This window comes from Mycobacterium sp. (genome assembly GCF_035623875.1).
GTDB lineage: Bacteria > Actinomycetota > Actinomycetes > Mycobacteriales > Mycobacteriaceae > Mycobacterium.
The window spans coordinates 1-24,205 of the sequence record NZ_DASPSP010000109.1 but is presented as its reverse complement, the minus strand read 5'-3'; the positions used below and the strand labels follow the sequence as shown (position 1 = coordinate 24,205).

The window sequence follows — 24,205 nt, the reverse complement described above, 5'->3', positions numbered from 1 at the left end:
TTCGATGGCCGTCGCCAGCTGGCCGTAGCCGATTGCGCGGTCGCCGATGATAAGCGCGACGCGGTTCGGGTCGTCGGTGGCGACGGCGTCGATTATCGTGCCGATGTTCATCAGCGGCTCAATACAGCGGTGACCACGAGGCGGTCCGGAGCAGCCGGCTAGTCCATTGATCGCGCAGGTCCAAAGCGTCGTACATCCAGGTTCCGGGAGCGCGGTAGTCCGACGGAATCTCGGTCCGCAGAAGGTTGAGCAGCGCTTCCGGTTGGTGGATGCGCTGCATCAGCACGACCTCACGGCGCAGGTGGCTGCCCAGGGCAGGCTGGAACGCGGCCTGGATGGCCAACATCGCAGCCGGCCGATCGAGGCTCTTGGCGTACACCTCGCCGCAGCGGTCGATGTATTCGGTGAACTTGTCCTCATACGGCCACATGGTGTCCTCCATGTAGAGGGTCAGTTCGTGTTCCTGCCCATCGGTGGGTACCTCGCCGAACGGCATATGCTGCAGCGGCGACCACGGAAGCGCCATCAGCAATTTGGCCTCGACGTCGTGGCGAAGCGTGTCGAGGTGGCGCATCCACTGCCGCAGATCGCCGGTCTGAATCCGCCGTGCCAGACGCTCCCATGCCGCTCCGTCGCGAACGGCGGTCACGGTGACCACGGTGTAGGCGGGCCCGCTGCCGTGCGCGTGGTTGGCGTACCAGAGCAGCCGGGCTTCGTCTCCGTTACCAAGCGTGGGCATCCAGCCGTGTCGAAATGCGGCTTCGAATTCGTCCTCGGCGCGTCCCCGCACCTTGTGCACCTCGTGCATGAAAAGCATGCCGAGACCTCCCACACGCCGTGCCGCACCGAGCAACAGTTCCGCTTACCGGACGGTAATCCGGACGCCCCCTACTGTCCACGGCTCCCTGATCTAGACAGTTCAACCAAACATCTGGTTTGCTCGCAGCCATGGCCAGGCTCGATGTGCCGGATGGCCCCGGTGGTGAGGCCGCGATGATTTGGACCCTGCGGCCGCCGCTGGGCGACATGGTTGAACGGATGATTCGCGGGGCCTACCAGCAGAGCATCCTGCCACCGGAAGAGCGTGAACTGGCCAGGATGCGCATCGCGGAGATCAACGACTGTGTCGCGTGCTCGGACTTTCGCGCGCCATCGGTGCTTGAGGCGGGGGTCGCGCCGGAGCTTTATGAGAACGTCGCCGCCTACGCCAGCTACCCCGGCTTTACGCCGCGCCAGCGTCTTGCCATCGAGTACGCCGAACGTTTCGCAACCGACCATGAATCGATTGACGACGCGTTCGTCGACCGGCTGCGCGAATTGTTCACCGACCCGGAAGTCCTCGATCTGACGCTGTGCTTGGCGGTGTTCCTCGGCCTGGGGCGTTCGTTGACGGTGCTCGGCGTCGATCAGTCCTGCGCGATCGACCTCTGATGGACAAGGCCACCGTCGACGAACTGCTGAGCACCACGCGGTCGGTGCGCAAACGCCTCGACCTGACCCGGCCGGTGGGTCGGGACGTGATCCTCGAGTGCATACAACTGGCGATGCAAGCGCCCACCGCGAGCAACGCGCAGGATTGGCGCTGGCTGGTGATCACCGATGCGGACAAGCGCGCCGCGATCGCGGAGATCTACCGCAGCATCGGCGCTGAGTATCTGGCGCAGGCCGCGGCGAGCGAGCCCGATCCGCAGACCCGGCGGGTATATCGGAGCGCGGTGACGTTGAGCGAGACGCTGGGCCAAGTTCCGGTGCATGTCATCCCGTGCCTGGCCAACCCCATCGACAACTCCAATCTGCTGGCCGCTGCGTCGGCTTGGGCGTCGATCATCCCGGCGGGTTGGAGTTTCCTACTTGCCCTTCGCTCCCGCGGTCTCGGATCAGTCTGGACGACAATGCATTTGGCCAAGGAGCAGGAGGTGGCCGAACTGCTCGGAATTCCGGACACCGTCACACAGGCCGCGCTGTTCCCGGTGGCCTACACGATTGGCACCGACTTCCGGCCGGCCGCACGGCCGCCCGCGGAGACCATCACTTACTGGAATACTTGGGAACAGCCTGTTGGAGAAAGCTGATGCAGTCCTACACCGTGCGGTTTCACGTCGACGCACCCCCGAAAAAGGTATGGCGGGTGCTGCATCCACCGGTGCCGCCGAATGCACCCAGACCTCGGGTGCTTGAGTGGCCGACCGGCAGCATGGAGATCCTCAACGAAGGCGACGAAGCCGGCGAGGGTTTGGTCCGGACCTGTGTCTTTCCTGTGCCTAAGTACCTGCTGTCGGGCGGCAAGGGTCGTTCGTGGGAGACGGTTACCGAGGCGAAAATCAACAAGCTCTCGCGCTATGTGGCGATCGGCAAGCCACTGTGGTCGCGCGCCGAGGGGTACCACGAACTCGAGGAACAACCCGACGGCAGCACCGTACTGACCTTCCATGAGACCTATCACGCCTTCAACCCCGTGCTCCGGTTCCTTCTGGAACGTCCTGTGCACGCGAAGATTTCCCGCGACAACCTCGAGACGTACCAGCACGCCCTCAGCTATGCCGGGTCGGTCAAACGGCTGACGTAGGCGATGACCGGGCGAACGGGCTGTCGGCAAGTCATCAAAGCGTACTGGCCAGTAGCTGAAAATTGTTTCTTAGCAAAGTATTAAATGCTGCACCCAGTGACCTTAGAGTAGCCAATTAGCGTCTCAAACAGGTTGAGGTCATCCTTCAGCCCATTATGGCAGCAACAGCGTTTGAGAACTGGGGGCAAGTCATGACCGATTCGACTGACACCGCAGGTTCGTACGTGTCCCCCCGTCACGCCCATCTCCCCTTTGACTGCAACGGTGCTGCGGTGCGAGCCCAGTGCCGCAGCCTGGGAACCGTCGTAACGATCACTGGCGCAGTCGACTCGACGAACGTCGACCAGGTCAGCGAGTACTCCAAGCGCTTCATCCTGCCGGACAAGCCTTTCGTCCTCGACCTATCGGGTCTGGATTGCTTTGCAGCACAGGCTGTTCGACTTCTCTACCGGGTCGATGCAGTATGCACCGCCGCCGGGCTGGAGTGGTCGGTGATCCCCAGCGAAGCGGTGAACACGGCGCTGCTGGTCACCCACGAGGAATCCAGCTTCCCCGTCTTCGGCTCGGTGCACGAGGCGCTGCACCACTTCGCCGATGCCAACTCTGCGCGTCGTCGGTTGCTGTTGGCGCTGCTTACCAAAACCGCCTAATAGCGCATTCAGACTCGGGCGCCTGCCGCGCAAACCCCGTATGCTGCTACTCGTGAGGTCGAAGTCAACTGTTGTCGCCGCCGCGGCGCTCGTTGCGCTGAGCTGGGGTGCGGCCGCCGGCCTTGCCAGTGCCGATCCGCATGGGCCACTACCTGGACCGGCCCCTGGGCCGCCGCCCGGGCCGCAGCCGCCTGGGCCCAAGACGACCATCGACCACGACGGCACCTACGCCGTGGGTACGGACATTGTGCCCGGCACCTACACCTCCGCGGGGCCGCTCGGCAAAGGCACCTGCTATTGGAAACGGGTCGGCTCCGGTGACGACGGCAAACAGCTTGTCGACAATGCGTTGAGCAAAAAGCCGCAAGTGGTGCGGATCGACCCGACTGACAAGGCGTTCAAGACGGACGGCTGTCAGCCGTGGCAGAAGAACGACGCGGCAGTCCCCGACCCGGGCAAAACGCCGGCGGAGGCAGGTATCCCCTTGGAGATCCTCGGCTCGCTGCTAGGCGGCGGACCGCCACCGCCCAAGCCGTGATGGCCTAGGCGGCAGCGCAGCTTGGAGCGCCATCACCGCCAGCCGGCAGCTCTGGCCGGGGACTGCTCCAGCCAGTCACGCAGCTTCTCATAGACCAGCGGATGGTTCAGCAGGTCTAAGTGATTCAAACCGGTCAGCGTCAGTCCGTGTTCAGCGTCAAAGGGAATGCGCCGCGACCTACCGCGGCCCGCCGCGCTTCGCGACCGGACCAGGTGATCGCCGGCGATGATCCCGAGTAGCGATGGCGTGACGGTTGCCGCCACGAAATGGTACGTCGCATGCGGCAGGAACGGCGCCTCGTGGCAACGATCGCGCAGGAACTCGTCCGGGTCGGCGTCGCACCAGTCCTCATCGAGGCAGGCGCCGAAGCGCAGATCCTTGACTCCGTCGCTGCGAGCGTTCAAAAAGGTTGCAATGGAACGGGTCTCGGGCAACCGGGCCAACGCCCACGACGCGACGCTTACGCCCTTTTCCAGATCGGCCCCCAGATGTGGTGAGCCGAGGCATACGACATGACTGACCGCTTCGCTCCACCGCTGCTGCTGCAGGGCGCCGTAGTGGCAAGCGCTGCGCGCCACCAGTCCGCCCATCGAATGGCCCACCAACACCAGCTCGGAGATGGGGACCGGCCAGTGGGCGTGCAACCGGTCCAGCATTTCGGCGAGTGCGCGGCCGTTGACCGACACGTGCAGCCCGGTGTTGTACCGCAGCTGAACCGGGGTGAATCCCAGGTCGTCGCGCAGCCGTTCGCCGTAGCTGCGGATGTCCTCGTCCTCGCGTGGCCGCCAAGACCATGACCGCTCGGTAAGACACCAGCCGTGCAGAAACACCACGATCCGCGAGGTGGCTGACGGAAACGCTGCTGCAAGGGAGTCCGCCGTCGGCGGGACCACTTCGCCGCGGCGTCGGATGGCCATCGCACCCGCGAGCGGGTTGTCGCGCTCGGTCAACTCATCCCCGTATAAGCCATTGACGGCGGCGATCACCGCGGCCGACATCGCGCGCGATTCGAGAGCTTGGTCGCCATCGTCACCCCAGAGTTCAGCGGCCACCGCGCCGGCGGCCTGGGTCGCGCTGCGAATCCCTCGGTCCACACCGCCGTAGATCGCGCGCGTCAGCCCGTCATGGATCATCCTGGTCGACATTGCCGGCGGTCCGATGGATCTGAAGACCCGTCCGGCGATCCCCGCGTGCATCCCCCGCACCAAAGCGGTCACCATCGACGATGCCTCCCCCGCCAGATCCCCGACTGCCCGGATATCACTGCGCTGCATACGGCCCCTTTACGAGTTCGGAGTGCACGAGTGTCAAAACGGTCTATCGCTGCCTATCGACGTGCCGACGAACCCAAACCCCTACCTGGGCTGCGGGCTGAGCTGCCGGTTTGTTCACTCAGTATACAAGCGTTTACTGTATGTGTTGGCTGCCCGAACGGGTAGGGGCAACACAGAGCACTGACCGCGGGGCCTGGGGAATCCACCGAGCGCCGCGCTTCACGACGTCGCGGCACCACTGCGCCGCCGAGACCGCTGATAGGAGCGCTGATGGACGCCGGCTTTTCGATGGACCTGTCGGAGGAAGTGGTCCACGTCCGTGATTGGGTACACGAATTCGCCGAGACGGTGATCAGGCCGGCCGCCGCCGAGTGGGACGAGCGGGAGGAAACCCCGTGGCCGATCATCCAAGAGGCCGCCAAGGTCGGACTGTATACCCCCGACCTGTTTGCCCAGATGGCAGGCGAAGCCACCGGTCTGGGCATGCCGACGGTCTTCGAGGAAATGTTCTGGGGTGATGCCGGAATCGCGTTGTCGATCATGGCGACCGGGCTTGCGGCGGCCGCACTGGCCGCCAACGGGACTCCGCAGCAAATCGGCGAGTGGCTGCCGCAGATGTTTGGCACCCCGGGCGATCCCAAACTGGCCGCATTCTGTTCCTCCGAACCCGGTGCCGGCTCTGACGTCGGAGCCGTCCGCACCAGGGCGAAGTATGACGAAGCCGCCGACGAATGGGTGCTCAACGGCACCAAGACGTGGGCGACCAACGGTGGAATCGCCAATATCCATGTGGTGGTCGCATCGGTGGAGCCTGAGTTGGGCACTCGGGGCCAGGCGACGTTCATCGTGCCTCCTGACACGAAGGGCCTTTATCAGGGGCAGAAATTCAAAAAGCACGGGATTCGGGCGTCGCACACCGCCGAGGTGGTCCTCGACGATGTCCGCATCCCGGGTGGGCTGATCCTTGGCGGCAGAGAGCGTTTCGAGCGCCGGATCGCCAAAATCCGGGAAGGACATCGCACATCTAGTCAGGCGGCGATGATGACGTTCGAACGCACCCGTCCAGTGGTGGGTGCGATGGCGTTGGGAATCGCACGCGCTGCCTACGAGTACGCGCTGGAATACTCTCGCCAGCGCGAACAGTTCGGTCGCAAAATCGCCGAATTCCAGGCCATCGCGTTCAAATTGGCCGATATGAAAAGTCGCGTCGACGCGTCACGGATGCTGGTCTGGCGGGCCAGCTGGATGCAACGAAACGACAAACCGTTCACCTCAGCTGAGGGCTCGATGGCCAAGTTGTTCGCCAGTGAGACCGCGGTGTACGTCACCGATGAAGCGATCCAAATCCTCGGCGGTAACGGCTACACCCGCGATTATCCGGTCGAGCGGATGCACCGCGATGCCAAGGTTTTCACCATCTTTGAAGGCACCAGCGAGATTCAGCGACTTGTCATCGCGAGGGCGTTGACGGGGCTCCCCATTCGGTGAGCTACTGAGCCGCCGCGTCGGCCTCTTCGCCGACGCCGTTCACGGCCAGCGCGTCGTCCCAGCCGTTGACATGATCCTCGACGGGTGGCAGCGGGTGGTCCAGGCCCTCCAGCCCTGCGACCGCGCGGATCGCCGCAATCAGCTGCTGCACCAGCGGCGTCTCCTTGTCGGTCGGAGTCCCCCCGGCTTCGAGCTCGTCCGGCAGACCGGGTGGAAGTCCTACACCGTTGGCCGCCTCCTGCGCCGTCAACTTGGCGTGGATGCGTGCGTGGTAGAGCTGTTGACCGAGCGTCGCTCCGGGAGCGTCCGCGGCACGCTCCATCAGATCGTCGTAGCGCCGGCGGACATCGCTCAGCGCCATCATGACCGTGGGGCTCGGTCGGCTGTGGCTTGCCGCCTCCGTCAGCGCCGCGCGCAATTTCCGCATGCCCGTCAGAACTACCTCGGCACGTTTCTGGAACTTCTTGTCCTCAGGAAAAGGCAGGGAATCGATGGCAGCCCGGTACATGTGCATCGCCGCCTCAGCGAGATTCACAATGGTTTGCGCTTCACCTTCATGTGGATCGAATTCGGCCATGGCCCCTCAATTCTTCGATGGTTTTCAGCTCAGGTCGACGGCCCGTCACCAACTTCCGTTCCGACAGCTGCACGAAAGAGAGTATCGGCAAAGGAGTCGATCCACACAAGGATAGTGCCCGCACATTTATCTGGCAGTCCCGGGCTATGAGAGTGCTAGCGGAGCCCGTACCAGGTGCTGGCCACAAGTCAGCCGCAGTGATTTACTATTATTGCAAAGATAGCAACTGCGAATCTCGAAGGACGCGGTGAGCATCGACTACGTGCGGGACGGTCGCATCGTGACGATCACGATCAACAGGCCCGAGACGCGTAACTCGCTCGACATGGCGCATTTCCGCGACCTTGCCCACGCGTGGGCCGCCTTTCGCGACGACGCCAATGCGTGGGTTGCCGTGATCACCGGTGTTGGTCGCGATTTTTGCACCGGAGCCGATCTGAAGAAGTTCATTCCCGAGTTGACGGGCGACTTACCGCAGCCCCCCGGATGGAACAAAACCGACGCTATTCACGCTGTCCTGCACCAGTTTCCGATCTACAAGCCGATCGTCGCCGCTGTCAACGGTGTGTGCGTCGCGGGCGGATTCGAGATGTTGACCTCCACCGATATTCGCGTCGCAGTGCCCGAGGCGCGGTTCGCGGTGATGGAGCCGAAGCGCGGATTGTTTGCGGGCGGCGGCAGCACTGTGCGGCTGCCTCGCCAGATGCCCTACGCGTTTGCGATGGAGTTGCTGTTGACCGCGGACATGGTGGACGCCGACCGCGCGTTCGCCATGGGGCTGATCAACCGCGTGGTGCCGGCGGACAATTTGATGGACAACGCCTATGAGTACGCCGAGCGCATCGCGGCCAACGCGCCGCTTGCCGTGTCGGCGACGAAGCAATCGGCTGTCGAGGGCCTGGCGCTTGATCTGCAATCTGCGTACGCCAACGAAACCCGGCACAGTGACCGCATTTTCGCGACCGAGGACGCTAAGGAAGGCCCGCGCGCCTTCGCCGAAAAACGACCTCCGAAATGGCAGGCGCGCTGACCGCTTGGCTAGTCGGCCTCAGTTGAGTCCGTAGAAGCGCTGCGCATTCAAACTGGCGATTTTCGTACGAGCATCTTCGCTGATGTCCGGGCGCGTGCGCAGGTGCTTGGTGCTCTCGGGCCACCCGCCGTCCCAGTGCGGATAGTCGCTGGCGAACATGATGAACTCGTCGCCGAGCACGTCGATGACGCCTGGCAAGATCGGCTCCTCCGGCTCGCAGGTCACGAAGATGTTGCCGGCTTGCACATACTCCTGCGGATCGCGTTTCCAGCCACGCTCGATCCAATCGCCGCGCTTTTCGAAATGCTCGTGCAGGCGGTCGATGAAGAACGGCACCCAGCCGACACCCGCCTCGAGGAAAGCCACCCGCAATCCGGGATGCCGATCGAAAACACCGCCCGAGACCATCGCCGTCATCGCCGTCATCTGATCGAACGGAAAGCTGATGCAGTGCACCTGGATGTAGTTGGTGAAGCGGTCGACACCGATCTTCGGCAGATGGATGCCCGGCGCACCGTGAATGCCGAGCGGCATGTCGAGTTCGACTGCCGCGGCATAAAACGGATCGAGGTCCGGGTGGTCGAGGTTGCGCGTCTTGAGAGCTGGCGGGACGAGGGTGGCCACCAGTCCGAGATCTTCGGCTTCCCGCATGACGTCGATCGCCACCTGCCCATGTTCGATCGGGGTCACCGCGACGCCGCGCAACCGGCCGCCCGCCGGGGCGCAGAAATCCGCGATCCACTGGTTGTAGAGGCGCGCGAACCCGGCGGCGAACTCCGGATCCTCCAGGCTGGGCGCGCAAAGTCCCAGGCTGGGATACAGCACCATGGTGTTGATGTGGTCGCGATCGGCATCGCCGAGCACGCCTTCGACCGACCGGCAGTTGATGTCCGACGCCTTGCTGATCCCGTGCTCGGGCGGGCAGCCGGCGCCCGGGCCGCTGTCTTCGGGATAGTTGCGGCCCTCGATGACCAACCTGGGCTTACCGTCGGCGCTGGCCGTGACGCGGTGCGGCCAGCGCTTCATGGCCTCGATCGCGAGTGATGGATTCTCGGCGACGTGTCCGTCGGCATCGATGATCTGCATGCGTCACTCCAAAGGTCCACAGAGGCATCGGCGAGCGCCGCGCTGTCGAGCGAAACCCTACCGCTGCTTGGTGCGCCCCGGGTAACCCTGCGGTAATCGTTATCCCTATTGCTCGTCCCAAGCTGGAAGGCAACATCGCGGTGGGCGATGACCGTCAGCTGAGTTCGCGGAGTTCGGCGACCGCGACCACATCGTCGCGTCCGCTTACCGGCAGCACGTCGTTGCGCGCCTGCCCGGTGAGAGCCATCTTGCTGGGCTGGGCCGCGAGGAGATTCTGCACCCCACGGTCGAGCTTTGAGACACCATCGAGCAGAGCTGATTTCCCGAGCAGCTCACGCCGTGGCCCGCTGTGTGATACATGGTGCGGGTGCCCGGAAAACTGCCGCTCACCAACGATCAGCGCAACTCGTTCGTTGCGGCGCTGCTGGGTTGGACAATGGACGCCTTCGATTACTTCCTCGTCGTGTTGGTCTATGCCGATATCGCAAAGACTTTCCACCACACCAGAACCGAAGTCGCGTTCCTGACAACCGCCACCCTGCTGATGCGACCGCTGGGCGCATTGCTTTTCGGGCTGTGGGCCGACCGGGTGGGCCGGCGGTTGCCGCTGATGGTGGACGTGGCGTTCTATTCGATAGTCGGCTTCCTGTGTGCGTTCGCACCGAATTTCACTGTGCTGGTCATCCTGCGGCTGCTTTACGGCGTCGGGATGGGTGGTGAGTGGGGTCTGGGCGCCGCGCTCGCTATGGAGAAGATTCCGCCCGAACGCCGCGGCTTCTTCTCCGGCCTGCTGCAAGAGGGCTACGCATTCGGCTATCTGCTCGCAACTTTGGCGTCGCTGTTGGTGATGGACCAGTTCGGGTTGTCATGGCGCTGGCTGTTCGGGCTGAGCATCATCCCGGCGCTAGTCACTCTGATCATCCGATACCGGGTGAAGGAATCCGAGGTATGGGAGACCGAGCAGCACCGAATGCGGCTGACTCAGACCAGAATCCGCGATGTGCTGCGCGACGCCGCCATCGTCCGTCGGTTCATCTATCTGGTGCTGTTGATGGCCGCGTTCAACTGGATGAGCCACGGCACTCAGGATGTGTACCCGACCTTCTTGTCGGCAACCCACAACGGTGGCGCCGAGCTGTCCCACGCGACCGCCAAGTGGATCGTGGTGACCTACAACGTCGGCGCCATTATCGGCGGGCTGCTCTTCGGCACGCTGTCCCAAAGATTTGGCCGCCGACACACCATCGTGTTCTGCGCGGTGTTGGGGCTACCGATCGTGCCGCTGTTCGCTTACTCGCACACCGCGGCGATGCTGTGCCTTGGCTCATTTTTGATGCAACTCGTCGTACAGGGCGCGTGGGGTGTCATTCCGGCACATCTGACGGAGATGTCGCCGGATGCCATTCGGGGCTTCTACCCGGGGGTCACCTACCAGCTGGGAAATCTGCTGGCGGCGTTCAACTTACCCATTCAAGAACGACTGGCCGCTACCCATGGCTATCCCTTCGCATTGGCCGCGACGATTGTGCCGGTACTCATCGTCGTCGCCCTCTTGACGGCGATCGGCAAGGACGCCACCGGAATCCGATTCGGCACCGAGCAAACCAGCGTCGTCGCGTTCGCTGGCGACGACCGTGGCCGATAGAGATAACCCGCTGCTAGCTGCGGCCAATACCGCCACGCCAACACCAATGGCCGCGACAGCCGGTCACGGTAATGGCAGCGCTATCCCCTGTTCGCTGAGCGCCAGGCGCAACAGGTGCATCGCCACGGTCGTCGACCGCTCCCGGATGTCGGCGCGGTTGCCGGGCAGACGAAGTGTTCGGGTCGACGACTCACTGTCGGCCAGCGCCACGGTGAAGCACACCGTGCCGACCGGCTTGTCCTCGGTTCCTCCCTCCGGACCGGCGATTCCGGTGATCGCCACTGCGGTATCGGCCCCGAAACGCTGCAATGCACCCGCGGCCATCGCCTCGGCGACCGGCTCGGACACCGCGCCGTGCGCTTGGATCAGCGTCGCATCCACGCCGAGCAACTCGGTTTTCGCGTCGTTGGCGTAGGCAACCAGCCCGCCGGCGACATAGGCCGACGAACCTGCCCGGTCGGTGAGCCGGGCCGCCAGCAGTCCGCCAGTGCAGGACTCCGCCGTCGCGATCCGGCGCCCGGTCAGTAGCCGCGCCACCAGATCGTCCACCTGGGAGCCGTCCTGGGAAAAGAGGTGCTGCCCGTGGCGGTCGCGGAGCAATTCGACCAATCGGCTGTACCCGTCGGCGGCAGCAGGCTCGTAGCGGGTCACCATCTCGATCTCCCCGCGCCGCAGGCAGGTGGTGATCTCCAGGTCGGCGAAACCCGGCACGCGCTGCTCGGCCTCGCGCAGGGTCTCGGCCAGGCCCGACTCCGGCAACCCGAACATCCGCACGGTGTCCTGACGGTAGATCGTCCGGGCGGCGATGGCTTCCTGGAAGGCGGGCAGCTGCACGGCCGTGCGCCACATCGGCTGCAGTTCGCGCGGCGGACCGGGAAGCACCACGACGGTCGGCTTGCCGGGAACGACGACACCGGGCGCGGTCCCGACCGGGTCCATCACCAGGGCCCCGGCCGGGACCAAGGCCTGCTTGCGGTTGGCGGCGCGCACCGCCTCGAAATCCCCGGCCCCGAGGCGCGCCATGAAGTTTTTCAAGATCGCCGCGATCTTGGCCTCCAGCTCGTCGTCCAGCACCAGTTCGCGTCCGCAGAACCGCGCAACGGTCGCGACGGTCATATCGTCGGCGGTTGGCCCGAGGCCGCCGCTGGTAACGATCAGGTCCACGCCCTCGTCGGCCAGGAAGCGCAGCTGCGCCTCGATGTCCGCTGCGCGGTCGCCGCAGATGGTGATGTGAGCGAGTTCGACGCCCAACTCGAGTAGCCGGTCCGCGATCCATGGACCATTGCGGTCGGCGATCCGACCGGTCAATACCTCGGTTCCGGTGACGACGATGCCCGCGCGTGCGCTCACCGCTATGACACTAAAGCGTGCGGGAGAATGGATCGATGATCGAGTTAGAGGTTCTTCAGGCTGACGTGACCAAGCTCGAGGTTGATGCGATAACCAACGCGGCCAATACCGAGCTTCGGCATGGCGGTGGGGTGGCCGCGGCCATCTCCCGGGCGGGCGGCCCGGCGGTGCAGCGCGAATCGAACGAGAAGGCGCCCATCGGCCTCGGCGAAGCGGTCGAGACCACAGCCGGCGAGATGCCGGCAGGCTACGTGATCCACGCCGCGACGATGGAGCTTGGCAGGCCGACGTCGGCCGACATCATTGCCCGGGCCACCCGCTCCACGTTGCACGTGGGCGACGAATTAGGTTGTCGTTCACTAGCTTTGGTTGCCTTCGGTACTGGAGTGGGTGGCTTCCCGTTGGACGAGGCGGCCCGGCTGATGGTCGACGCAGTGCGCCAACATCAGCCGCGCTCACTTGAGCGCGTGGTGTTCGCGGTGCACGGCGACGCCGCCGAAGAAGCATTTCGCGCAGCGATCGCCGGCTAAGCCTCCGGACTGCCCAAAAAACGCTCGACGGATTCGGTTTTGCGGCTCATCGCGTCAATGACGCCAGAGCGCCAGTCCGCCTTGATCACCACGCTAACCCGGGGCGAGCGAGCTTTGACGGCCTCGACGGCGCGCTGCACGACCGCCATCACCTCGTCCCAGCTATCGCCTTCAACGACCGTAAACATCGCATCGGTCATGTTCGGCAACCCGGAATCGCGGACCACCCGCACCGCTTCGGCCACGATCTCACCGACGCTTTCGCCCACGCCCAGCGGTGTGACGGAGAATGCGACCAGTACAGACACAACACGACCCTACTCGGGGCGCATGGCAGCATCGGGCCCATGCGGGTTCTGGTGCAACGGGTCTCATCGGCGACGGTGTCTGTCGAGCAGCAAGTCGTGGGATCGATCCGGCCCGGCAGTCAGGGGCTGCTGGCGTTCGTCGGCGTTACCCATGACGACGATGTCGGTAAAGCCCAGCGGCTCGCTGAAAAGCTCTGGCAGCTAAGGATTCTCGACGACGATCTGTCCGCAGCCGACATCAAAGCGCCGATCATGGTGGTCAGCCAGTTCACGTTGTACGCCGACACCGCCAAGGGGCGACGACCGTCATGGAATTCCGCTGCACCGGGGGCCATCGCCGAGCCGCTGGTAGCGGCGTTCGTGCAAGAGTTGCAGCAGCTCGGCGCCGACGTGGAAACCGGCACGTTCGGCGCCCACATGCAGGTCGAATTGATCAATGACGGCCCGGTGACCGTACTGCTTGAGCTGTGATTGGCGGGCTATTGTCGCATCTGCGGCGGCCGAGCGTAGCGTGCTTTGGAGGCGGCAGGCGATGGGGCCGGGCCCGGTGTTCGTGGAGCGGATGGCGTGACGTACGCACAGAGTGGTCACGGCGCTCTTCTCTACCGCACAGAGCTGGAGTACCTCGATCGCCTGGTGCCGTATATCTCTGAGGCCGTGGCGGCGGGCCAAGCGGTACTGGTCGCGGTACCCGGACCCAATCTGGCGGTGCTGGCCGAGGCGTTGGGCCGATTGACCGCCAACGTGGTGATGACCGACATGACCGAGGTCGGTCGCAACCCCGGTCGGATCCTGGGCGGGGTGCTGAGCAGGTTTGTCGACAAGCATCGAGATCAGCCGGTGCGCTTGATCGGCGAACCGATCTGGCCCGGCCGAACTGAAGCCGAATACCCGGCTTGTGTGCAGCACGAGGCGCTGCTCAACCGAGCATTCACTGGCCGGGACGTCACGGTGATCTGCCCATATGACGTCTGCCTGCTTGATGCCGGAGTCATCGCCGACGCCCGTCGCACCCATCCGGTGCTCTGGCAGAACGCAGCGTTCGAATGCAACAACGCGGCGTACGCACCTGAAGCGATGTTGGACCGCTACAACCAACCGTTGTCGACCGACGCGACCGCCGTCAGGTACACGGCGCGGAAACGCGGCGATCTCGCCGGCGCACGGGCTTTCGCGGGCGCCTATGCGCAGTGGTTCGGCTTGTCCGCGGACCAAACCGCAGATCTGCAGTTGATCGCCAGCGAGCTGGCCACCGCGAGCCTGACGCAGGTGGGCCGAACGTGCCGGCTCGCGTTGTGGCGGCATGATGGCCACGTGGTCTGCGAAGCACGCGAAGACGGATGTCTCGACGATCCGCTCGCCGGGCGCCGACCGTACGGCAGCGACAGCGATCGGGGCCGCGGGCTGTATGTGGTCAATGCCGTGGCAGACCTGGTGCGCACCCACACCACTGCTGACGAGACGACGATCCACGCTTACCTTCGGCTAAAAGGGGCACCATGACGCTGCGAGACATACGTGAACTTGCCGGTGAGCCGGACGCTTACGCCGCCGAGCTCCGCCGACGCTGGGGCGGGCTGTTGAGTTACCGCTACATCGGCCGCAGTCATGCGGCAATGGACTTGGGGCCCGCCGATGACACCGTCACGCTGCGCCACGACATGCGCAACGCGACCGGCGGCATTTTGCTGGCCGTGCTCGGCATCGCCTCCCCGGAGGGCGGCGGCATGTCCGATCTCGAGGCGGTGCCGAACCCCGTCATCCACTCGTGCCAAGTGCTCGACCCAGGCCGAGAGGTGCGCCGTTTCGAGGTGCACACCGAGGTCATCAAGCGCGGTCGCCAGATGGGCTATAGCCGCTCACGCATCGTCGACGCGGATCGGCCGGGCCGGGTACTTGCCCTCACTGAGGGTCAGGGCATCAGCATCGGCACGCCGCCCGAGGGACTCGGTCGGATGGCGGTCGAACCCATCGAGGTGATCGACTCCCCCGACCTCCCGCCGCTCTGGCAGGTGTTCGGCGGGCATCGCCGCCCCGACGGGGATTGGGCGCTACCGGAATTGGCCGCGGAGGTGGCGTCACCGGATGCAGCACTACACATCGGACCGCAATTCGTTCTGCTGGAGACCGCAGCACTGCAGCGAGCCGCCGAGGTCGCCGGCACCGATCGGCTACAGGGCGCGTCGTCGCACGTGATGTTCGTCGCGCGCGGCAAGACCGGTCCGTTCCGCATCGAAGCCGAGCCACTCGCCGGCGCACAGGGCACGGTCGCGGTGCGCACCGTCATGTATGACGAGGGCGCCGCGGACCGCGTGATCACCGTCGGGTCGTATGTGTTCCGACAAGTAGAGGGCCAGTAACGATTCGCTCCGATGACGACGAGTGGGACATCGTCAGCAGCGTGGGCTACACTGCGCTGCTGGTAGCCGGATGGCGTGCGCTACATGCCATGAGCGCGCAGCCACTGGTACGAGACGACTACGCAAAGCATTTCATCACCGCCTCGGCGGACCCGTATCTGACTGGCCTGCTTGCCGACCCGGGAACCTCTGCGGCGGCGACGGCCTTCCCGCGGCTTTACGGGGTGCAGACACGGTTCTTCGACGAATTTTTCAAATCCGCTGCACAACGGGGTATCCGCCAGGCAGTAATCGTCGCGGCCGGCCTGGATTCTCGAGCCTACCGGCTGAACTGGCCAAGTGGCACAACAGTATTCGAGGTCGACCAGCCGAAAGTCCTAAAGTTCAAAGAACGCGTGCTGGCCGAGCGGGCAGCCGAGCCCGCTGCTCATCGCCATGAGGTCGCTGCGGATCTGCGAGACGATTGGTCAATACCGTTGCGGGCGGCGGGGTTCGATCCGCAACGACCCACCGCCTGGTCGGTGGAAGGGATACTGCCCTACTTGACCAGCGACGCGCAGGACATACTATTCGCTCGTATCAGTGACCTGTCCGCCCCGGGCAGCCGGCTTGCGATAGGTGCCCTGGGCTCGTGCCTCGACGACGATAGCCTTGCGGCTCTGGAAGAGACCTATCCCGGTCTAACCCTGTCCGGTGACGTGAATTTCTCCGCGTTGACCTACGACGACGCGGCGAAAACCAAACCCGCTGACTGGCTCGCCGCACATGGCTGGGCGGTGGAGCCGGTCCGCACCAATCCCGAATTGCAGGCCGACTATGGCCGAACCCCACCCGAAGTCGACCTACAAGTCGACCGGATCATGCACTCCGAATACATCACCGCGACTCGCTAGGGCGTCGGGGACGCGGCAACGTAGGCGGTGCCGCGGCCCACCCGCTCCCACAAGACACCGCCGGCAGCGGTGACACCTGCCTGGATCAGTTCGCGTTTGAGGATTTTGTTGGTCGCCGTTTTGGGCAGCTCCTTGTTGATCCGCACGAAGCGCGGCCATGCCTTGGCTGACAAGTCAGGTTGAGCGGCGAGGAACTTCTCAAATTCATCTGGCGTCAAAGACTGGCCGTCGTCGAGAACGACGGCGGCCATGACCTGGTCGCCGACCTGTTCGTCCGGCACACCGTAAACGGCGACCTGATTGATCGGGGCCAGGCGCTGCAGGATTCGCTCGATCGGTGCGGCTGCGAGGTTCTCGCCATCCACCCGCAGCCAATCCGTGGTACGACCGGCCAGATAGATCCAGCCGTCGGCATCCCGGTAGGCCAGATCGCCGGACCAGTACATGCCGTGGCGCATCCGCTCCTTCGTGGCCGTCGGATCGTTGTAGTAGCCGGAGAACGCGCCGCCGCCCTGGGTGTTCACCAGTTCGCCGACGGCCTCGTCGAAGTTGACCAGGGCGCCGTGATCGTCGAAAACCGCTGGCGCGCATTCGGTAACAGTTTCCGCGTTGTACACCGCGACGCCCGGATATCCCCTGCCGATGGACCCGGCCGGGGTGCCGTCCTCGCGAGTGACGATGACCGCGAACTCACTCGATCCGAAGCTGTCGACCACCCGGCAGCCGAATCGTCGCGTGAATTCGGCGATATCGCGATCGGTCGCCTCGTTGCCGAACGCCACCCGCAGCGTGTTGTCGGCATCGTCGGGCTTCTCCGGGGTGGCCAGCACCAAGGCGAGCGGCTTGCCGACGTAGTTCATGTAGGTGACGTTGTGGCGCCGGATGTCGGCCAGGAATCGCGACGGCGAGAACCGGGCCGGAACCATCGTTGCGCCGCTTCCGATGGCCACCGCCCAGCCGGCCGCCACGCCATTGGAATGAAACAACGGCATGGACAAGTAGCACACATCGCTACTGGTGATCTCGAATTGGGCGATCAGGCTTGCGCCGCAAAGGATTGCCGCCACGTGCGCGAACCGGACCGCCTTCGGGTCGCCCGAGGTTCCCGACGTGAAGATCATCATCAAGGTGTCGGCCGGCCCGACCTCGCAGTGCGGCACGAGCGGAGGTGCAGCCGCGACCGCGTCGAGATAACGGCGCGAAGTCACGTCGAGCACGGTGACGTCGGCCAGATCCACCCCGTCGAGTAGCGGCACGTGGTCAGCATCGACGAGCAGCAGCTGGCAGTCCGCGCGCCGGACGTCGGCCAGCAGCCCGGCGCCGCGCCGGATGGTGTTGATGCCGCACAACACGTAACCGCCCAACGCAGCCGCGGCCATCGACCGCAGCATGGCGGGCGAATTGCCCAGTAACGCGCCGACGTGGAGCGGGCGAGTAGTGTTGGCCAGCCCGATCAGCACCGATGCCTCGGCTGCCGCTTCGGCGAGGTGCTCGCGCCACGTCCAAGTCTTCTCGCCGTGGGCGACCGCGGGGGTGTCGTCGTGCGTGCGTGCCCGTAGCAACTGTTGGACGGTCTCAAACATCGGTCGGCTCCGGCCGATACCGCAACAGGGTGACCTCGGCATCGGGAATGTCGCAGAACACCGGGCTCACCCGCATGCCGATCCGGACGTCGGAGGGATTCACGTCCACCAGCTCGGTGCTGAACCGGGGACCAGCGTCCCACTGGACCACCGCGAGGATCTGGGGAACTGCATCCGCCCACGGCGGGCCGGTTGGTCGCCGCGCCACTGTGAAGGTGTAAACCGAACCGGCGCCATCGATTTCACGCCATTCCAGGTCGTCGGCCAGCGTGCCCGGAGCCAGCATGCGCGGATAGAAGACGTACCGTCCCAGCGAAGGCGAGTACTGCACCAGGATCCTGTGCTCGGTGAGCGCCTGCCAGAACGGCTGTGAGACCGGCGTGGCCTCGGGAAGCGGTCGCGGCTCGGTCACGGTCAGTCACCGCCCAGGACCAGCGCGACCTGCTCACTCATGATGCCGCCGGTGCCGCTGACAAACGCCCGGTGGCAGTCGGTCACCTGCGCCTGGCCCGCTCGGCACATCAGCTGACGCGCGGCGTCGACGACGTGATGCATGCCGCCGGCCATGCCCGCCTGCCCGAACGACAGCTGCCCGCCTGCGGTGTTGAGCGGGAAGTCGCCGGCGAAGGTGAGGTCATGCTGGTTGACCCAGCTCAGGCCTTCGCCTTTGCCGCAGAACCCCGCATTCTCCAGGGTCATCAGCACGGTGATCGTGTAGCAGTCGTAGAGAGACGCAACATCGATAGTGGATGGGGTCAGCCCCGCCATCGCGAAGGCTTTCTCGGCGGCACGCGCTATCGGCGTAGTCATCAAATCCTCGGCGTATGTCGCTGTCTTGAAGGCAATGTGCTCGCCGAATCCCTTGACCCACACCGGTCGATGTCGCGCCCGGCGCGCCACGTCCGCGTTGGCGACCAGAACACCCGCACCGCCCTGGACCCGCATCACCGTCTCGAGCATGTGGATCGGATCGGCGATCATCGGGCTGGTCAGCACGTCGTTGACGGTGATCGGTGTGCCGTGGAACACCGCACCCGGATGTGCACACGCATTCGTGCGCTGGTCCACCGCGATCTTCGCCAGAGCTGTTGCGTCGTAACCGAAAACTGCTGCATACCGCTGGGCGATCTGCGCGTACGGCGCGTTCTGGCCGACGTTGCCGTAGGGGATTTCGAACTCGGCCTGCGGCGACCCGTACTTGTTGCTCGACGCGCCATGCCAGCCGGGCGGTGACGATGGTCGGCGCGCGGAGGTCGGCAACACCGCGGACCCGGGCACGATTGCGAGTAGCGCGTCACAAATCCCGAGTTCGACAGCGACGGCGGCCCGCCACACCATCCCGGCGGAGGTGGCGCCGCCCAGGTCGACCCGCTCCCCGAAATCGACAGGCAGGCCAAGGTATTCCGACAGGGTGGCCGGGGCGAACATGTCGGATTCCGCCAGGCCGTGGCACAGCAACCCGTTGATCACCGTGGCATCGACACCGGCGTCCTCGACGACCATCTTGGCCAGCAGCGCGTACTGATCCAGGGTGAACGACGGCCGGCGGGTTTGCTTGCGTTCGGCCGGTAGCTCGGCGATACCGATGATGGCCGCCTCACCACGCAGGCCCGTCACAATTCCTCTTCTCGGGGTTCTCCGCGCAATGGCAGCGCGACTGTGGCGGTCCCCGGCATCAGCACCGTGTCACCTCGTCGCCCGGCGACGTCCAGATCGACCAGCCCGGTGTTGTCGGCCAACCGCTTTCCGGTCACCACCCCGCCGAAAGTCAGCTCTTCGCTGGCAAACGCGACCGCCCGGTTCTGCACGGTGTACTCCACCAGCCGGCCGCGGCCGCCGATCCAGTCGGTGATCGCGCGGGCCAGCAGCGCGGCCTGCAGTGGGCCCTGCACGATGACATTGTCATAGCCCTCAACGTCGCGTGCCCAGTCTTTGTCGTAGTGGATGCGGTGACCGTTGTACGTCGCGGCGCTGAAGAAGAACAGCTGTCGCTCGTCAACCGTCACCTCGAGCGTCGGCAACGGGTCGCCGGTCTGGACGTCCTCGTAGAAGACCTGCACCGGTGCTCCTTCAGAGGCCATGGCACTCCTCACGGTCGGGCGATCATCGATGTCGTCGCCTCGGCGAGTAGTTCGCTCCGCTGGTTGCGGTACACCGTTCGCCAGGTCACCAGAACGAATCGGCCGGAGCGACCCTGCTTCTCCACGATCGACTCGATCGTGCGCACCATCTCGATTTCGTCGCGGTGATATGCCGGCGCGAAGAACGTGGTGCTCTCCCCGCCCGCCATACGTCTGGGAGCACGGGGAAACGCGAGGCTGCCAGATACCGCTCCGGAAGAGCCATCTGGCCGCAACCCGTCCAGCGCGGTGACTCCCAATACGGCGTACTGCAGGTAAAGCGGTGGACAGATGATGTCTGGGTAGCCGTGGGCGCGAGCATATTCGGTGTCGAACCACAATGGATTGTGGTCACCGACCGCGGCGGCCCAGCGTTGCCAGTCGCGCCGGTTGACTTCGCCTGTCGCGGTGGCGGCGACGGTACCCACTCGCGACGCGGACTCGGCGTCGATCAGACTCTGCTCGCTCAAGCCTCCTCCTCCAGCCACGTTGCGGCCACGTCGGCCCCGCCGCCCAGCGTGGACAGCACCCGGGCCCGCTCGGAGAACAAATGCAGGTCGGTCTCGACCACGTAACCCATACCGCCATGCAGTTGGTGCGCGTCAAGCGTGATCGATTTCGCCGCACTGGCCGCGTGCATGCGGGCGATCGCGGTCTCCCGGGTCCCAATGCGACCTCGCCCGATCCAGAACACCGCCGAGTGGGCTGCCAGCCGAGCTGCGGCCAGGGCGATATGCATATTCGCCACCAGATGTTGTGCGGCCTGAAACGAGGCAATCGGTCGGCCGAACTGTCGGCGCGCCAGCGTGTAGTCGACGGTGCGCTGCAGCACCGCCTCGCCGACACCGACCAAATCCAGCGACAGCAGTGCCACCGCGGTGTTGGCCACCCGGCGCAGGTCGTGATCGGTTAACCCTCCGCCGTCCGGCCCGGCAAGCACCGTGCGCCGGTCGGTCACCTCGACATCGTCGAAACGGATACGAAATGCCCGGTGGCCGCCGATGAACCGCAGCGGGTCAATGAGCACGCCCTCCGCCGGCAGCGCGACGACAAAGCCCAGTGTCTGCTTGCCCGCGGTGTCGGCTGCCGATACCACGACGTGGTCGGCCAAGTCGGCGTCGCCGACGAAGTCGGCCATGCCGCTCAGCCGCCAGCTGCCTTCGGCTCTCGGGCACGCGCGCAGCGTCGGAGCGATCAACGCGGCGTCGCGTGCGTTCCACAAACTTGTTGTGGCGCAAATCTTTCCCGCAGCCAGCGAAGGCAGCCACGCAGCGTGCTGGTCCGGTCCGCCCAGCAGGTGGATGGCAAGTGCCGCCTGCACGCTGGCGTGCACGACCGTGGGACAGAGGGCGCGCCCCGCTTCCACGCAGAACACGCCCAGGTCCGATAGCGTCCCACCGGCCCCGCCATATTCCTCCGGAAGCACCAGTCCGAATACCCCGGTATCGGCCAACGCCTTCCACAGCTTGTCCGGCATCGGCCGCCGCTCCGAATCGCGCAGTTGACGGACCAGGCTGGTCGGGCATTCGGCCAGGAAGAGTGCTCGCAGCATCGACGCCAAATCGAGTTCGTCCTGATCGTGCAACAGTTTCATGTCGCAACCATCAGCGCCCGTACGACGGCATGCCATGGCCACGCTGGGCGATGACGTCGCGCAGCACCTCGTTGGTACCGCCGCCGAACCGCATCAGCGGCGCCACCCGGTAAAGCCGTTCGAATCTCCCGTCCGCGGGCGCGTTCGGGCTGTGATAGGCCAGCAGGCCGTCGGGGCCGAGCAGGTCGATGGCCAAATCGGCGATCCGTTGGCGCAGTTCGCTACTGAAGACTTTCTCGACGCTGACTTCCACGGTCGGGATGACTCCGCAATCCAGCAACGAAGCCGCCTGATATCCCATCAGCATTGCCGCCTCGACATCGGCTTCGGCCTGGGCGAGTCGACGGCGAAAGCTGGATGTTTGCAGCGGCATCGAGCCGTCGCGGCGCGGACGGCCGGCCAGCTCGATCAGCTCGTCGAGTGCGCGGCGCAGATCGCCCGCGTTGGTCAAGGCGCCCCGTTCGAGATCCAGCGCGCCGGTGATGTAGGTCCAGCCGCGGTTCACTTCGCCGATCAAGTTGCCGACGGGTACACGGACCTCGTCGAAGAACACCTCGTTGGTCCGATACCCCGACCAAGCGTACAGCGGACGGACTTCCACACCGGGCAGGCCGACGGGAACCATGATCACCGAGATGCCCCGATGCCGCGAGGCGCTGGGATCGGTTCGGACACAGAGCCATTCGTGGGTTGCTCGCTGAGCGCCGCTGTTCCAGATCTTGGATCCGGTGATGACCCAATCATCGCCGTCTTGCACCGCGCGGGTGCGCAAGCTGGCCAGATCGGTGCCCGCGTCGGGTTCCGAGTAGCCCACTGCGCAGATCAGTTCTCCGCGAGCTATCGGCGGGAGGAACTCGATCTTGTTCTGCTCGGTGCCGTGCCGCATGATCATCGGCGCCACCGAGGTCACCGTGAGATCTGGCCCGGGGACGCCCCAGTACTCGAACTCGCGCATCAACAGGTGCTGATAGATCGCACCGAGGCCCAGCCCACCGTATTCCGGCGGCCAGTTCAGCCCGAACCAACCTCTCGCGCCGATTTTGCGGCGAAACAACGCGACTTCGCCGTCGGGAAACTCCTGGCCATGTTCGGCCAGCTCGGACCTCAACGCTGACGTGACATTCTCGCGCAGAAAGCCACGCACCTCGGCTAACCAGGCTTCCTGGGCGGCGTCGAGTTCGAAATCCAACGATCACGTCCTAGCGGTCGGACCTGCTTGCGCCCGGAATTGCGCGAAGGAACATTAAAGTACAACACCATCCGCATCCCAACGGGAGGGAAATGAGCGCGAAGCTGTCGGCGTCGAACGCGGTCGCCGAGATCGCCGCCGCCTCGCCGGGTCCCCAGGTGGGCGCGTTCTTCGACCTCGACGGCACATTGGTTGCGGGCTTCACGGCCACCGCCCATGCCGGTGATCGGATCCGCCGCCGACAGGCCAGGATCGGCGAAGTCTTGGGTGTCGCCGAAGCAATGATGCGATATCGGTTCGGCCGCATAGAGTTCGAGCGGCTGGTCGTGCGAGGTGCCGGCTACCTGCGGGGCGAATCGCTCGCCGACCTCGAGGCGGTCGGTGAACGCCTGTTCGTCGACCGCATCGCTGCCCGGGTGTTCCCCGGGATGCGGGCCATCGTGCAAGCTCATCAGCGGCGTGGGCATACTGTCCTGCTCTGCTCGTCGGCGCTGACCATCCACGCCCATCCCGTCGCCCGCTCGCTGGGCATCAGCCATGTGCTGTGCAACCACTTCACGCTCGACGGTCGCGGTCGATTGAGCGGGGACATCGTCCGGCCCATCGTGTGGGGACCGAACAAGGCGGCTGCCGTACAACGCTTTTGCGCCGACAATCGGGTGACGCTACCGGACAGCTACTTCTATGCCGACGGCGACGAGGACGCGGCATTGATGGCGCTGGTCGGCCAACCCAGGCCGGTAAACCCGCGGCCGCGGCTTGCAGCGGCGTCAGCCCAGCACGGCTGGCCGGTGCTGCGAGTGACCGCCCCGGACGGCCGCACGCGGGTCAGGTCATTGCGCCAACTGGCCGGACTCGGCGGGCAGCGCTGATGCTGGACGGCGGGTAATGCAGTTCTGGTCTGGCACAGCATTTATGGACACCGCCGAGGCGCTGGCGGTCGCAGGAATGCTAGACGAGTGCGGCTATGACGGGATCATCTGCGCCGACCATCTGATCTATCCGCGAGTCCTGCAATCCCGATACCCCACCGGGGCGGACCGTCCGCCGTGGTCGCCGGAGACAGCGTGGCCGGACTCGTGGATCCTGATCGGCGCCATGGCGGCGGTCACCCGTCGGCTGCGCTTCTCGAACGCCGTGTACGTCGCCCCCGCCCGTCCATTGTTGGAGGTCGCCAAACAGGTGGCCACCGCGTCGGTCATTTCCTGTGGCCGGGTCTCGCTGGCGGTTGGCGCCGGCTGGATGCGCGAGGAGTTCGAACTGCTGGGACAGGATTTCGGCAATCGGGGCAAACGCCTGGACGAGATGATCCCGGCCTTACGTGCGCTGTGGCAGGGCGGCTGGGTGTCGTGGAGCGGTCGCTACTACCAGGTGCCCGAGTTGATGCTCGAGCCCCATCCGAGCACGCCGGTGCCGATCCTGTG

Annotated in this window: 28 protein-coding genes and 1 pseudogene; 16 read left to right on the top strand and 13 right to left on the bottom strand. The window is 65.1% G+C overall.

Going from position 1 to position 24,205, the window contains the following annotated elements; all coding sequences use genetic code 11:
• Positions 1–118 precede the first annotated feature (118 nt).
• Positions 119–817, bottom strand: coding sequence for a hypothetical protein (locus tag VEI45_RS08980; protein ID WP_324852275.1), 699 nt, complete (start codon positions 815–817; stop codon positions 119–121).
• A gap of 131 nt (positions 818–948) precedes the next feature.
• Between VEI45_RS08980 and VEI45_RS08975 the strand changes: the two genes are divergently transcribed.
• The 5 genes from VEI45_RS08975 (at position 949) to VEI45_RS08955 (ending at position 3,754) form a co-directional block, all read left to right on the top strand.
• Positions 949–1,431 carry a carboxymuconolactone decarboxylase family protein gene (locus VEI45_RS08975; protein WP_324852273.1) on the top strand — a complete coding sequence of 161 codons (483 nt, stop codon included), beginning with the start codon at positions 949–951 and terminating at the stop codon, positions 1,429–1,431.
• Positions 1,431–2,072 carry a nitroreductase family protein gene (locus VEI45_RS08970; RefSeq protein ID WP_324852271.1) on the top strand — a complete coding sequence of 214 codons (642 nt, stop codon included), beginning with the start codon at positions 1,431–1,433 and terminating at the stop codon, positions 2,070–2,072. The genes VEI45_RS08975 and VEI45_RS08970 overlap by 1 nt, the downstream gene beginning before the upstream one ends.
• Entirely contained in the window at positions 2,072–2,566 is a 495-nt protein-coding gene (locus VEI45_RS08965; protein WP_324852268.1) for an SRPBCC family protein, read from the top strand. The genes VEI45_RS08970 and VEI45_RS08965 overlap by 1 nt, the downstream gene beginning before the upstream one ends.
• Before the next feature lie 191 nt (positions 2,567–2,757).
• Complete coding sequence (locus VEI45_RS08960) at positions 2,758–3,216, top strand: STAS domain-containing protein (protein WP_324852266.1); 459 nt, start codon at positions 2,758–2,760, stop codon at positions 3,214–3,216.
• A gap of 40 nt (positions 3,217–3,256) precedes the next feature.
• A complete protein-coding gene (locus VEI45_RS08955) occupies positions 3,257–3,754 on the top strand; it encodes a hypothetical protein (protein WP_324852264.1) in 498 nt (165 codons plus the stop codon).
• Positions 3,755–3,786: 32 nt separating this feature from the next.
• Here the strand turns inward: VEI45_RS08955 and VEI45_RS08950 are convergent, their stop codons facing one another.
• Positions 3,787–5,028 carry an alpha/beta hydrolase gene (locus tag VEI45_RS08950; protein ID WP_324852263.1) on the bottom strand — a complete coding sequence of 414 codons (1,242 nt, stop codon included), beginning with the start codon at positions 5,026–5,028 and terminating at the stop codon, positions 3,787–3,789.
• Between the two features lie 270 nt (positions 5,029–5,298).
• On the opposite strand from VEI45_RS08950, the gene VEI45_RS08945 reads away from it, so the two are divergent.
• Positions 5,299–6,516, top strand: a complete 1,218-nt coding sequence (locus tag VEI45_RS08945; RefSeq protein WP_324852261.1) for an acyl-CoA dehydrogenase family protein — start codon at positions 5,299–5,301, stop codon at positions 6,514–6,516.
• A gap of 1 nt (position 6,517) precedes the next feature.
• Here VEI45_RS08945 and VEI45_RS08940 read toward each other — a convergent pair whose 3' ends face one another.
• On the bottom strand, positions 6,518–7,093 hold the full coding sequence (locus VEI45_RS08940) for an XRE family transcriptional regulator (RefSeq protein ID WP_324852259.1): 576 nt from the start codon (positions 7,091–7,093) through the stop codon (positions 6,518–6,520).
• A 280-nt stretch (positions 7,094–7,373) separates the two neighbouring features.
• Here VEI45_RS08940 and VEI45_RS08935 point away from each other — a divergent pair, with 280 nt between their 5' ends.
• Positions 7,374–8,123, top strand: a complete 750-nt coding sequence (locus VEI45_RS08935; RefSeq protein WP_324852258.1) for an enoyl-CoA hydratase/isomerase family protein — start codon at positions 7,374–7,376, stop codon at positions 8,121–8,123.
• Between the two features lie 18 nt (positions 8,124–8,141).
• Here VEI45_RS08935 and VEI45_RS08930 read toward each other — a convergent pair whose 3' ends face one another.
• Positions 8,142–9,209, bottom strand: coding sequence for an amidohydrolase family protein (locus VEI45_RS08930; protein ID WP_324852256.1), 1,068 nt, complete (start codon positions 9,207–9,209; stop codon positions 8,142–8,144).
• A 95-nt stretch (positions 9,210–9,304) separates the two neighbouring features.
• Here VEI45_RS08930 and VEI45_RS26445 point away from each other — a divergent pair.
• Together VEI45_RS26445 and VEI45_RS08920 are read left to right on the top strand one after the other, a co-directional pair.
• Positions 9,305–9,387: pseudogene (locus tag VEI45_RS26445) on the top strand (hypothetical protein); the annotation flags it as partial.
• A 201-nt stretch (positions 9,388–9,588) separates the two neighbouring features.
• Positions 9,589–10,854: an MFS transporter gene (locus VEI45_RS08920; protein ID WP_324852281.1), complete on the top strand. Its 1,266-nt coding sequence runs from the start codon at positions 9,589–9,591 to the stop codon at positions 10,852–10,854.
• Between the two features lie 63 nt (positions 10,855–10,917).
• On the opposite strand, the gene VEI45_RS08915 is transcribed toward VEI45_RS08920, so the two are convergent.
• Positions 10,918–12,210, bottom strand: coding sequence for a competence/damage-inducible protein A (locus VEI45_RS08915; RefSeq protein WP_324852279.1), 1,293 nt, complete (start codon positions 12,208–12,210; stop codon positions 10,918–10,920).
• Positions 12,211–12,239: 29 nt separating this feature from the next.
• Between VEI45_RS08915 and VEI45_RS08910 the strand changes: the two genes are divergently transcribed.
• Positions 12,240–12,734 (top strand): macro domain-containing protein, encoded by a 495-nt coding sequence (locus VEI45_RS08910; protein ID WP_324852254.1) that lies wholly within the window; start codon positions 12,240–12,242, stop codon positions 12,732–12,734.
• Here the strand turns inward: VEI45_RS08910 and VEI45_RS08905 are convergent.
• Positions 12,731–13,042, bottom strand: a complete 312-nt coding sequence (locus VEI45_RS08905) for an MTH1187 family thiamine-binding protein (RefSeq protein WP_324852252.1) — start codon at positions 13,040–13,042, stop codon at positions 12,731–12,733. The genes VEI45_RS08910 and VEI45_RS08905 overlap by 4 nt on opposite strands.
• A 39-nt stretch (positions 13,043–13,081) precedes the next feature.
• Here VEI45_RS08905 and dtd point away from each other — a divergent pair, with 39 nt between their 5' ends.
• From dtd to VEI45_RS08885, 4 genes are all read left to right on the top strand, one after another.
• Complete coding sequence (dtd, locus tag VEI45_RS08900) at positions 13,082–13,513, top strand: D-aminoacyl-tRNA deacylase (protein WP_324852250.1); 432 nt, start codon at positions 13,082–13,084, stop codon at positions 13,511–13,513.
• A 96-nt stretch (positions 13,514–13,609) separates the two neighbouring features.
• The gene (locus tag VEI45_RS08895; RefSeq protein ID WP_324852248.1) at positions 13,610–14,545 is read left to right on the top strand and encodes a sensor histidine kinase; all 936 of its coding nucleotides are present in this window, start codon (positions 13,610–13,612) and stop codon (positions 14,543–14,545) included.
• Positions 14,542–15,402 (top strand): hypothetical protein, encoded by an 861-nt coding sequence (locus VEI45_RS08890; protein WP_324852247.1) that lies wholly within the window; start codon positions 14,542–14,544, stop codon positions 15,400–15,402. The genes VEI45_RS08895 and VEI45_RS08890 overlap by 4 nt, the downstream gene beginning before the upstream one ends.
• 2 nt (positions 15,403–15,404) lie before the next feature.
• Complete coding sequence (locus tag VEI45_RS08885; protein WP_324852277.1) at positions 15,405–16,295, top strand: class I SAM-dependent methyltransferase; 891 nt, start codon at positions 15,405–15,407, stop codon at positions 16,293–16,295.
• On the opposite strand, the gene fadD1 is transcribed toward VEI45_RS08885, so the two are convergent.
• From fadD1 to VEI45_RS08850, 7 genes are read right to left on the bottom strand one after another with little or no spacing between them, the layout of a single operon-like run.
• A complete protein-coding gene (gene fadD1 / locus VEI45_RS08880) occupies positions 16,292–17,878 on the bottom strand; it encodes a fatty-acid--CoA ligase FadD1 (RefSeq protein WP_324852245.1) in 1,587 nt (528 codons plus the stop codon). The genes VEI45_RS08885 and fadD1 overlap by 4 nt on opposite strands.
• The gene (locus tag VEI45_RS08875; RefSeq protein ID WP_324852243.1) at positions 17,871–18,290 is read right to left on the bottom strand and encodes a Zn-ribbon domain-containing OB-fold protein; all 420 of its coding nucleotides are present in this window, start codon (positions 18,288–18,290) and stop codon (positions 17,871–17,873) included. The genes fadD1 and VEI45_RS08875 overlap by 8 nt, the downstream gene beginning before the upstream one ends.
• A 2-nt stretch (positions 18,291–18,292) precedes the next feature.
• Positions 18,293–19,495 (bottom strand): thiolase family protein, encoded by a 1,203-nt coding sequence (locus VEI45_RS08870; RefSeq protein ID WP_324852242.1) that lies wholly within the window; start codon positions 19,493–19,495, stop codon positions 18,293–18,295.
• The gene (locus tag VEI45_RS08865) at positions 19,492–19,959 is read right to left on the bottom strand and encodes a MaoC/PaaZ C-terminal domain-containing protein (protein ID WP_324852240.1); all 468 of its coding nucleotides are present in this window, start codon (positions 19,957–19,959) and stop codon (positions 19,492–19,494) included. Before VEI45_RS08865 ends, VEI45_RS08870 begins: the two co-directional genes overlap by 4 nt.
• Positions 19,960–19,967: 8 nt before the next feature.
• Positions 19,968–20,468 carry a MaoC family dehydratase gene (locus tag VEI45_RS08860; protein WP_324852238.1) on the bottom strand — a complete coding sequence of 167 codons (501 nt, stop codon included), beginning with the start codon at positions 20,466–20,468 and terminating at the stop codon, positions 19,968–19,970.
• Positions 20,465–21,592 (bottom strand): acyl-CoA dehydrogenase family protein, encoded by a 1,128-nt coding sequence (locus tag VEI45_RS08855; RefSeq protein ID WP_324852236.1) that lies wholly within the window; start codon positions 21,590–21,592, stop codon positions 20,465–20,467. The genes VEI45_RS08860 and VEI45_RS08855 overlap by 4 nt, the downstream gene beginning before the upstream one ends.
• 10 nt (positions 21,593–21,602) lie before the next feature.
• The gene (locus tag VEI45_RS08850) at positions 21,603–22,781 is read right to left on the bottom strand and encodes an acyl-CoA dehydrogenase family protein (protein WP_324852234.1); all 1,179 of its coding nucleotides are present in this window, start codon (positions 22,779–22,781) and stop codon (positions 21,603–21,605) included.
• Between the two features lie 92 nt (positions 22,782–22,873).
• On the opposite strand from VEI45_RS08850, the gene VEI45_RS08845 reads away from it, so the two are divergent.
• Positions 22,874–23,653: an HAD-IB family hydrolase gene (locus tag VEI45_RS08845; protein WP_324852232.1), complete on the top strand. Its 780-nt coding sequence runs from the start codon at positions 22,874–22,876 to the stop codon at positions 23,651–23,653.
• 16 nt (positions 23,654–23,669) lie between these two features.
• Positions 23,670–24,205, top strand: a 536-nt coding sequence (locus VEI45_RS08840; protein ID WP_324852230.1) for an LLM class flavin-dependent oxidoreductase, incomplete at its 3' end; no start/stop codon positions are given.

What these genes read in the sequence shown, in the direction of transcription:
- VEI45_RS08865 (WP_324852240.1), bottom strand. Translation starts at nt 19,959, where the DNA reads ATGGCCTCTGAAGGAGCACCGGTGCAGGTCTTCTACGAGGACGTCCAG.
- VEI45_RS08975 (WP_324852273.1), top strand. Translation starts at nt 949, where the DNA reads ATGGCCAGGCTCGATGTGCCGGATGGCCCCGGTGGTGAGGCCGCGATG.
- VEI45_RS08940 (WP_324852259.1), bottom strand. Translation starts at nt 7,093, where the DNA reads ATGGCCGAATTCGATCCACATGAAGGTGAAGCGCAAACCATTGTGAAT.
- VEI45_RS08945 (WP_324852261.1), top strand. Translation starts at nt 5,299, where the DNA reads ATGGACGCCGGCTTTTCGATGGACCTGTCGGAGGAAGTGGTCCACGTC.
- VEI45_RS08910 (WP_324852254.1), top strand. Translation starts at nt 12,240, where the DNA reads ATGATCGAGTTAGAGGTTCTTCAGGCTGACGTGACCAAGCTCGAGGTT.
- VEI45_RS08930 (WP_324852256.1), bottom strand. Translation starts at nt 9,209, where the DNA reads ATGCAGATCATCGATGCCGACGGACACGTCGCCGAGAATCCATCACTC.
- VEI45_RS08960 (WP_324852266.1), top strand. Translation starts at nt 2,758, where the DNA reads ATGACCGATTCGACTGACACCGCAGGTTCGTACGTGTCCCCCCGTCAC.
- VEI45_RS08845 (WP_324852232.1), top strand. Translation starts at nt 22,874, where the DNA reads ATGAGCGCGAAGCTGTCGGCGTCGAACGCGGTCGCCGAGATCGCCGCC.
- VEI45_RS08955 (WP_324852264.1), top strand. Translation starts at nt 3,257, where the DNA reads ATGCTGCTACTCGTGAGGTCGAAGTCAACTGTTGTCGCCGCCGCGGCG.
- VEI45_RS08970 (WP_324852271.1), top strand. Translation starts at nt 1,431, where the DNA reads ATGGACAAGGCCACCGTCGACGAACTGCTGAGCACCACGCGGTCGGTG.
- fadD1 (WP_324852245.1), bottom strand. Translation starts at nt 17,878, where the DNA reads ATGTTTGAGACCGTCCAACAGTTGCTACGGGCACGCACGCACGACGAC.
- dtd (WP_324852250.1), top strand. Translation starts at nt 13,082, where the DNA reads ATGCGGGTTCTGGTGCAACGGGTCTCATCGGCGACGGTGTCTGTCGAG.
- VEI45_RS08890 (WP_324852247.1), top strand. Translation starts at nt 14,542, where the DNA reads ATGACGCTGCGAGACATACGTGAACTTGCCGGTGAGCCGGACGCTTAC.
- VEI45_RS08980 (WP_324852275.1), bottom strand. Translation starts at nt 817, where the DNA reads ATGCTTTTCATGCACGAGGTGCACAAGGTGCGGGGACGCGCCGAGGAC.
- VEI45_RS08965 (WP_324852268.1), top strand. Translation starts at nt 2,072, where the DNA reads ATGCAGTCCTACACCGTGCGGTTTCACGTCGACGCACCCCCGAAAAAG.
- VEI45_RS08950 (WP_324852263.1), bottom strand. Translation starts at nt 5,028, where the DNA reads ATGCAGCGCAGTGATATCCGGGCAGTCGGGGATCTGGCGGGGGAGGCA.
- VEI45_RS08855 (WP_324852236.1), bottom strand. Translation starts at nt 21,592, where the DNA reads ATGAAACTGTTGCACGATCAGGACGAACTCGATTTGGCGTCGATGCTG.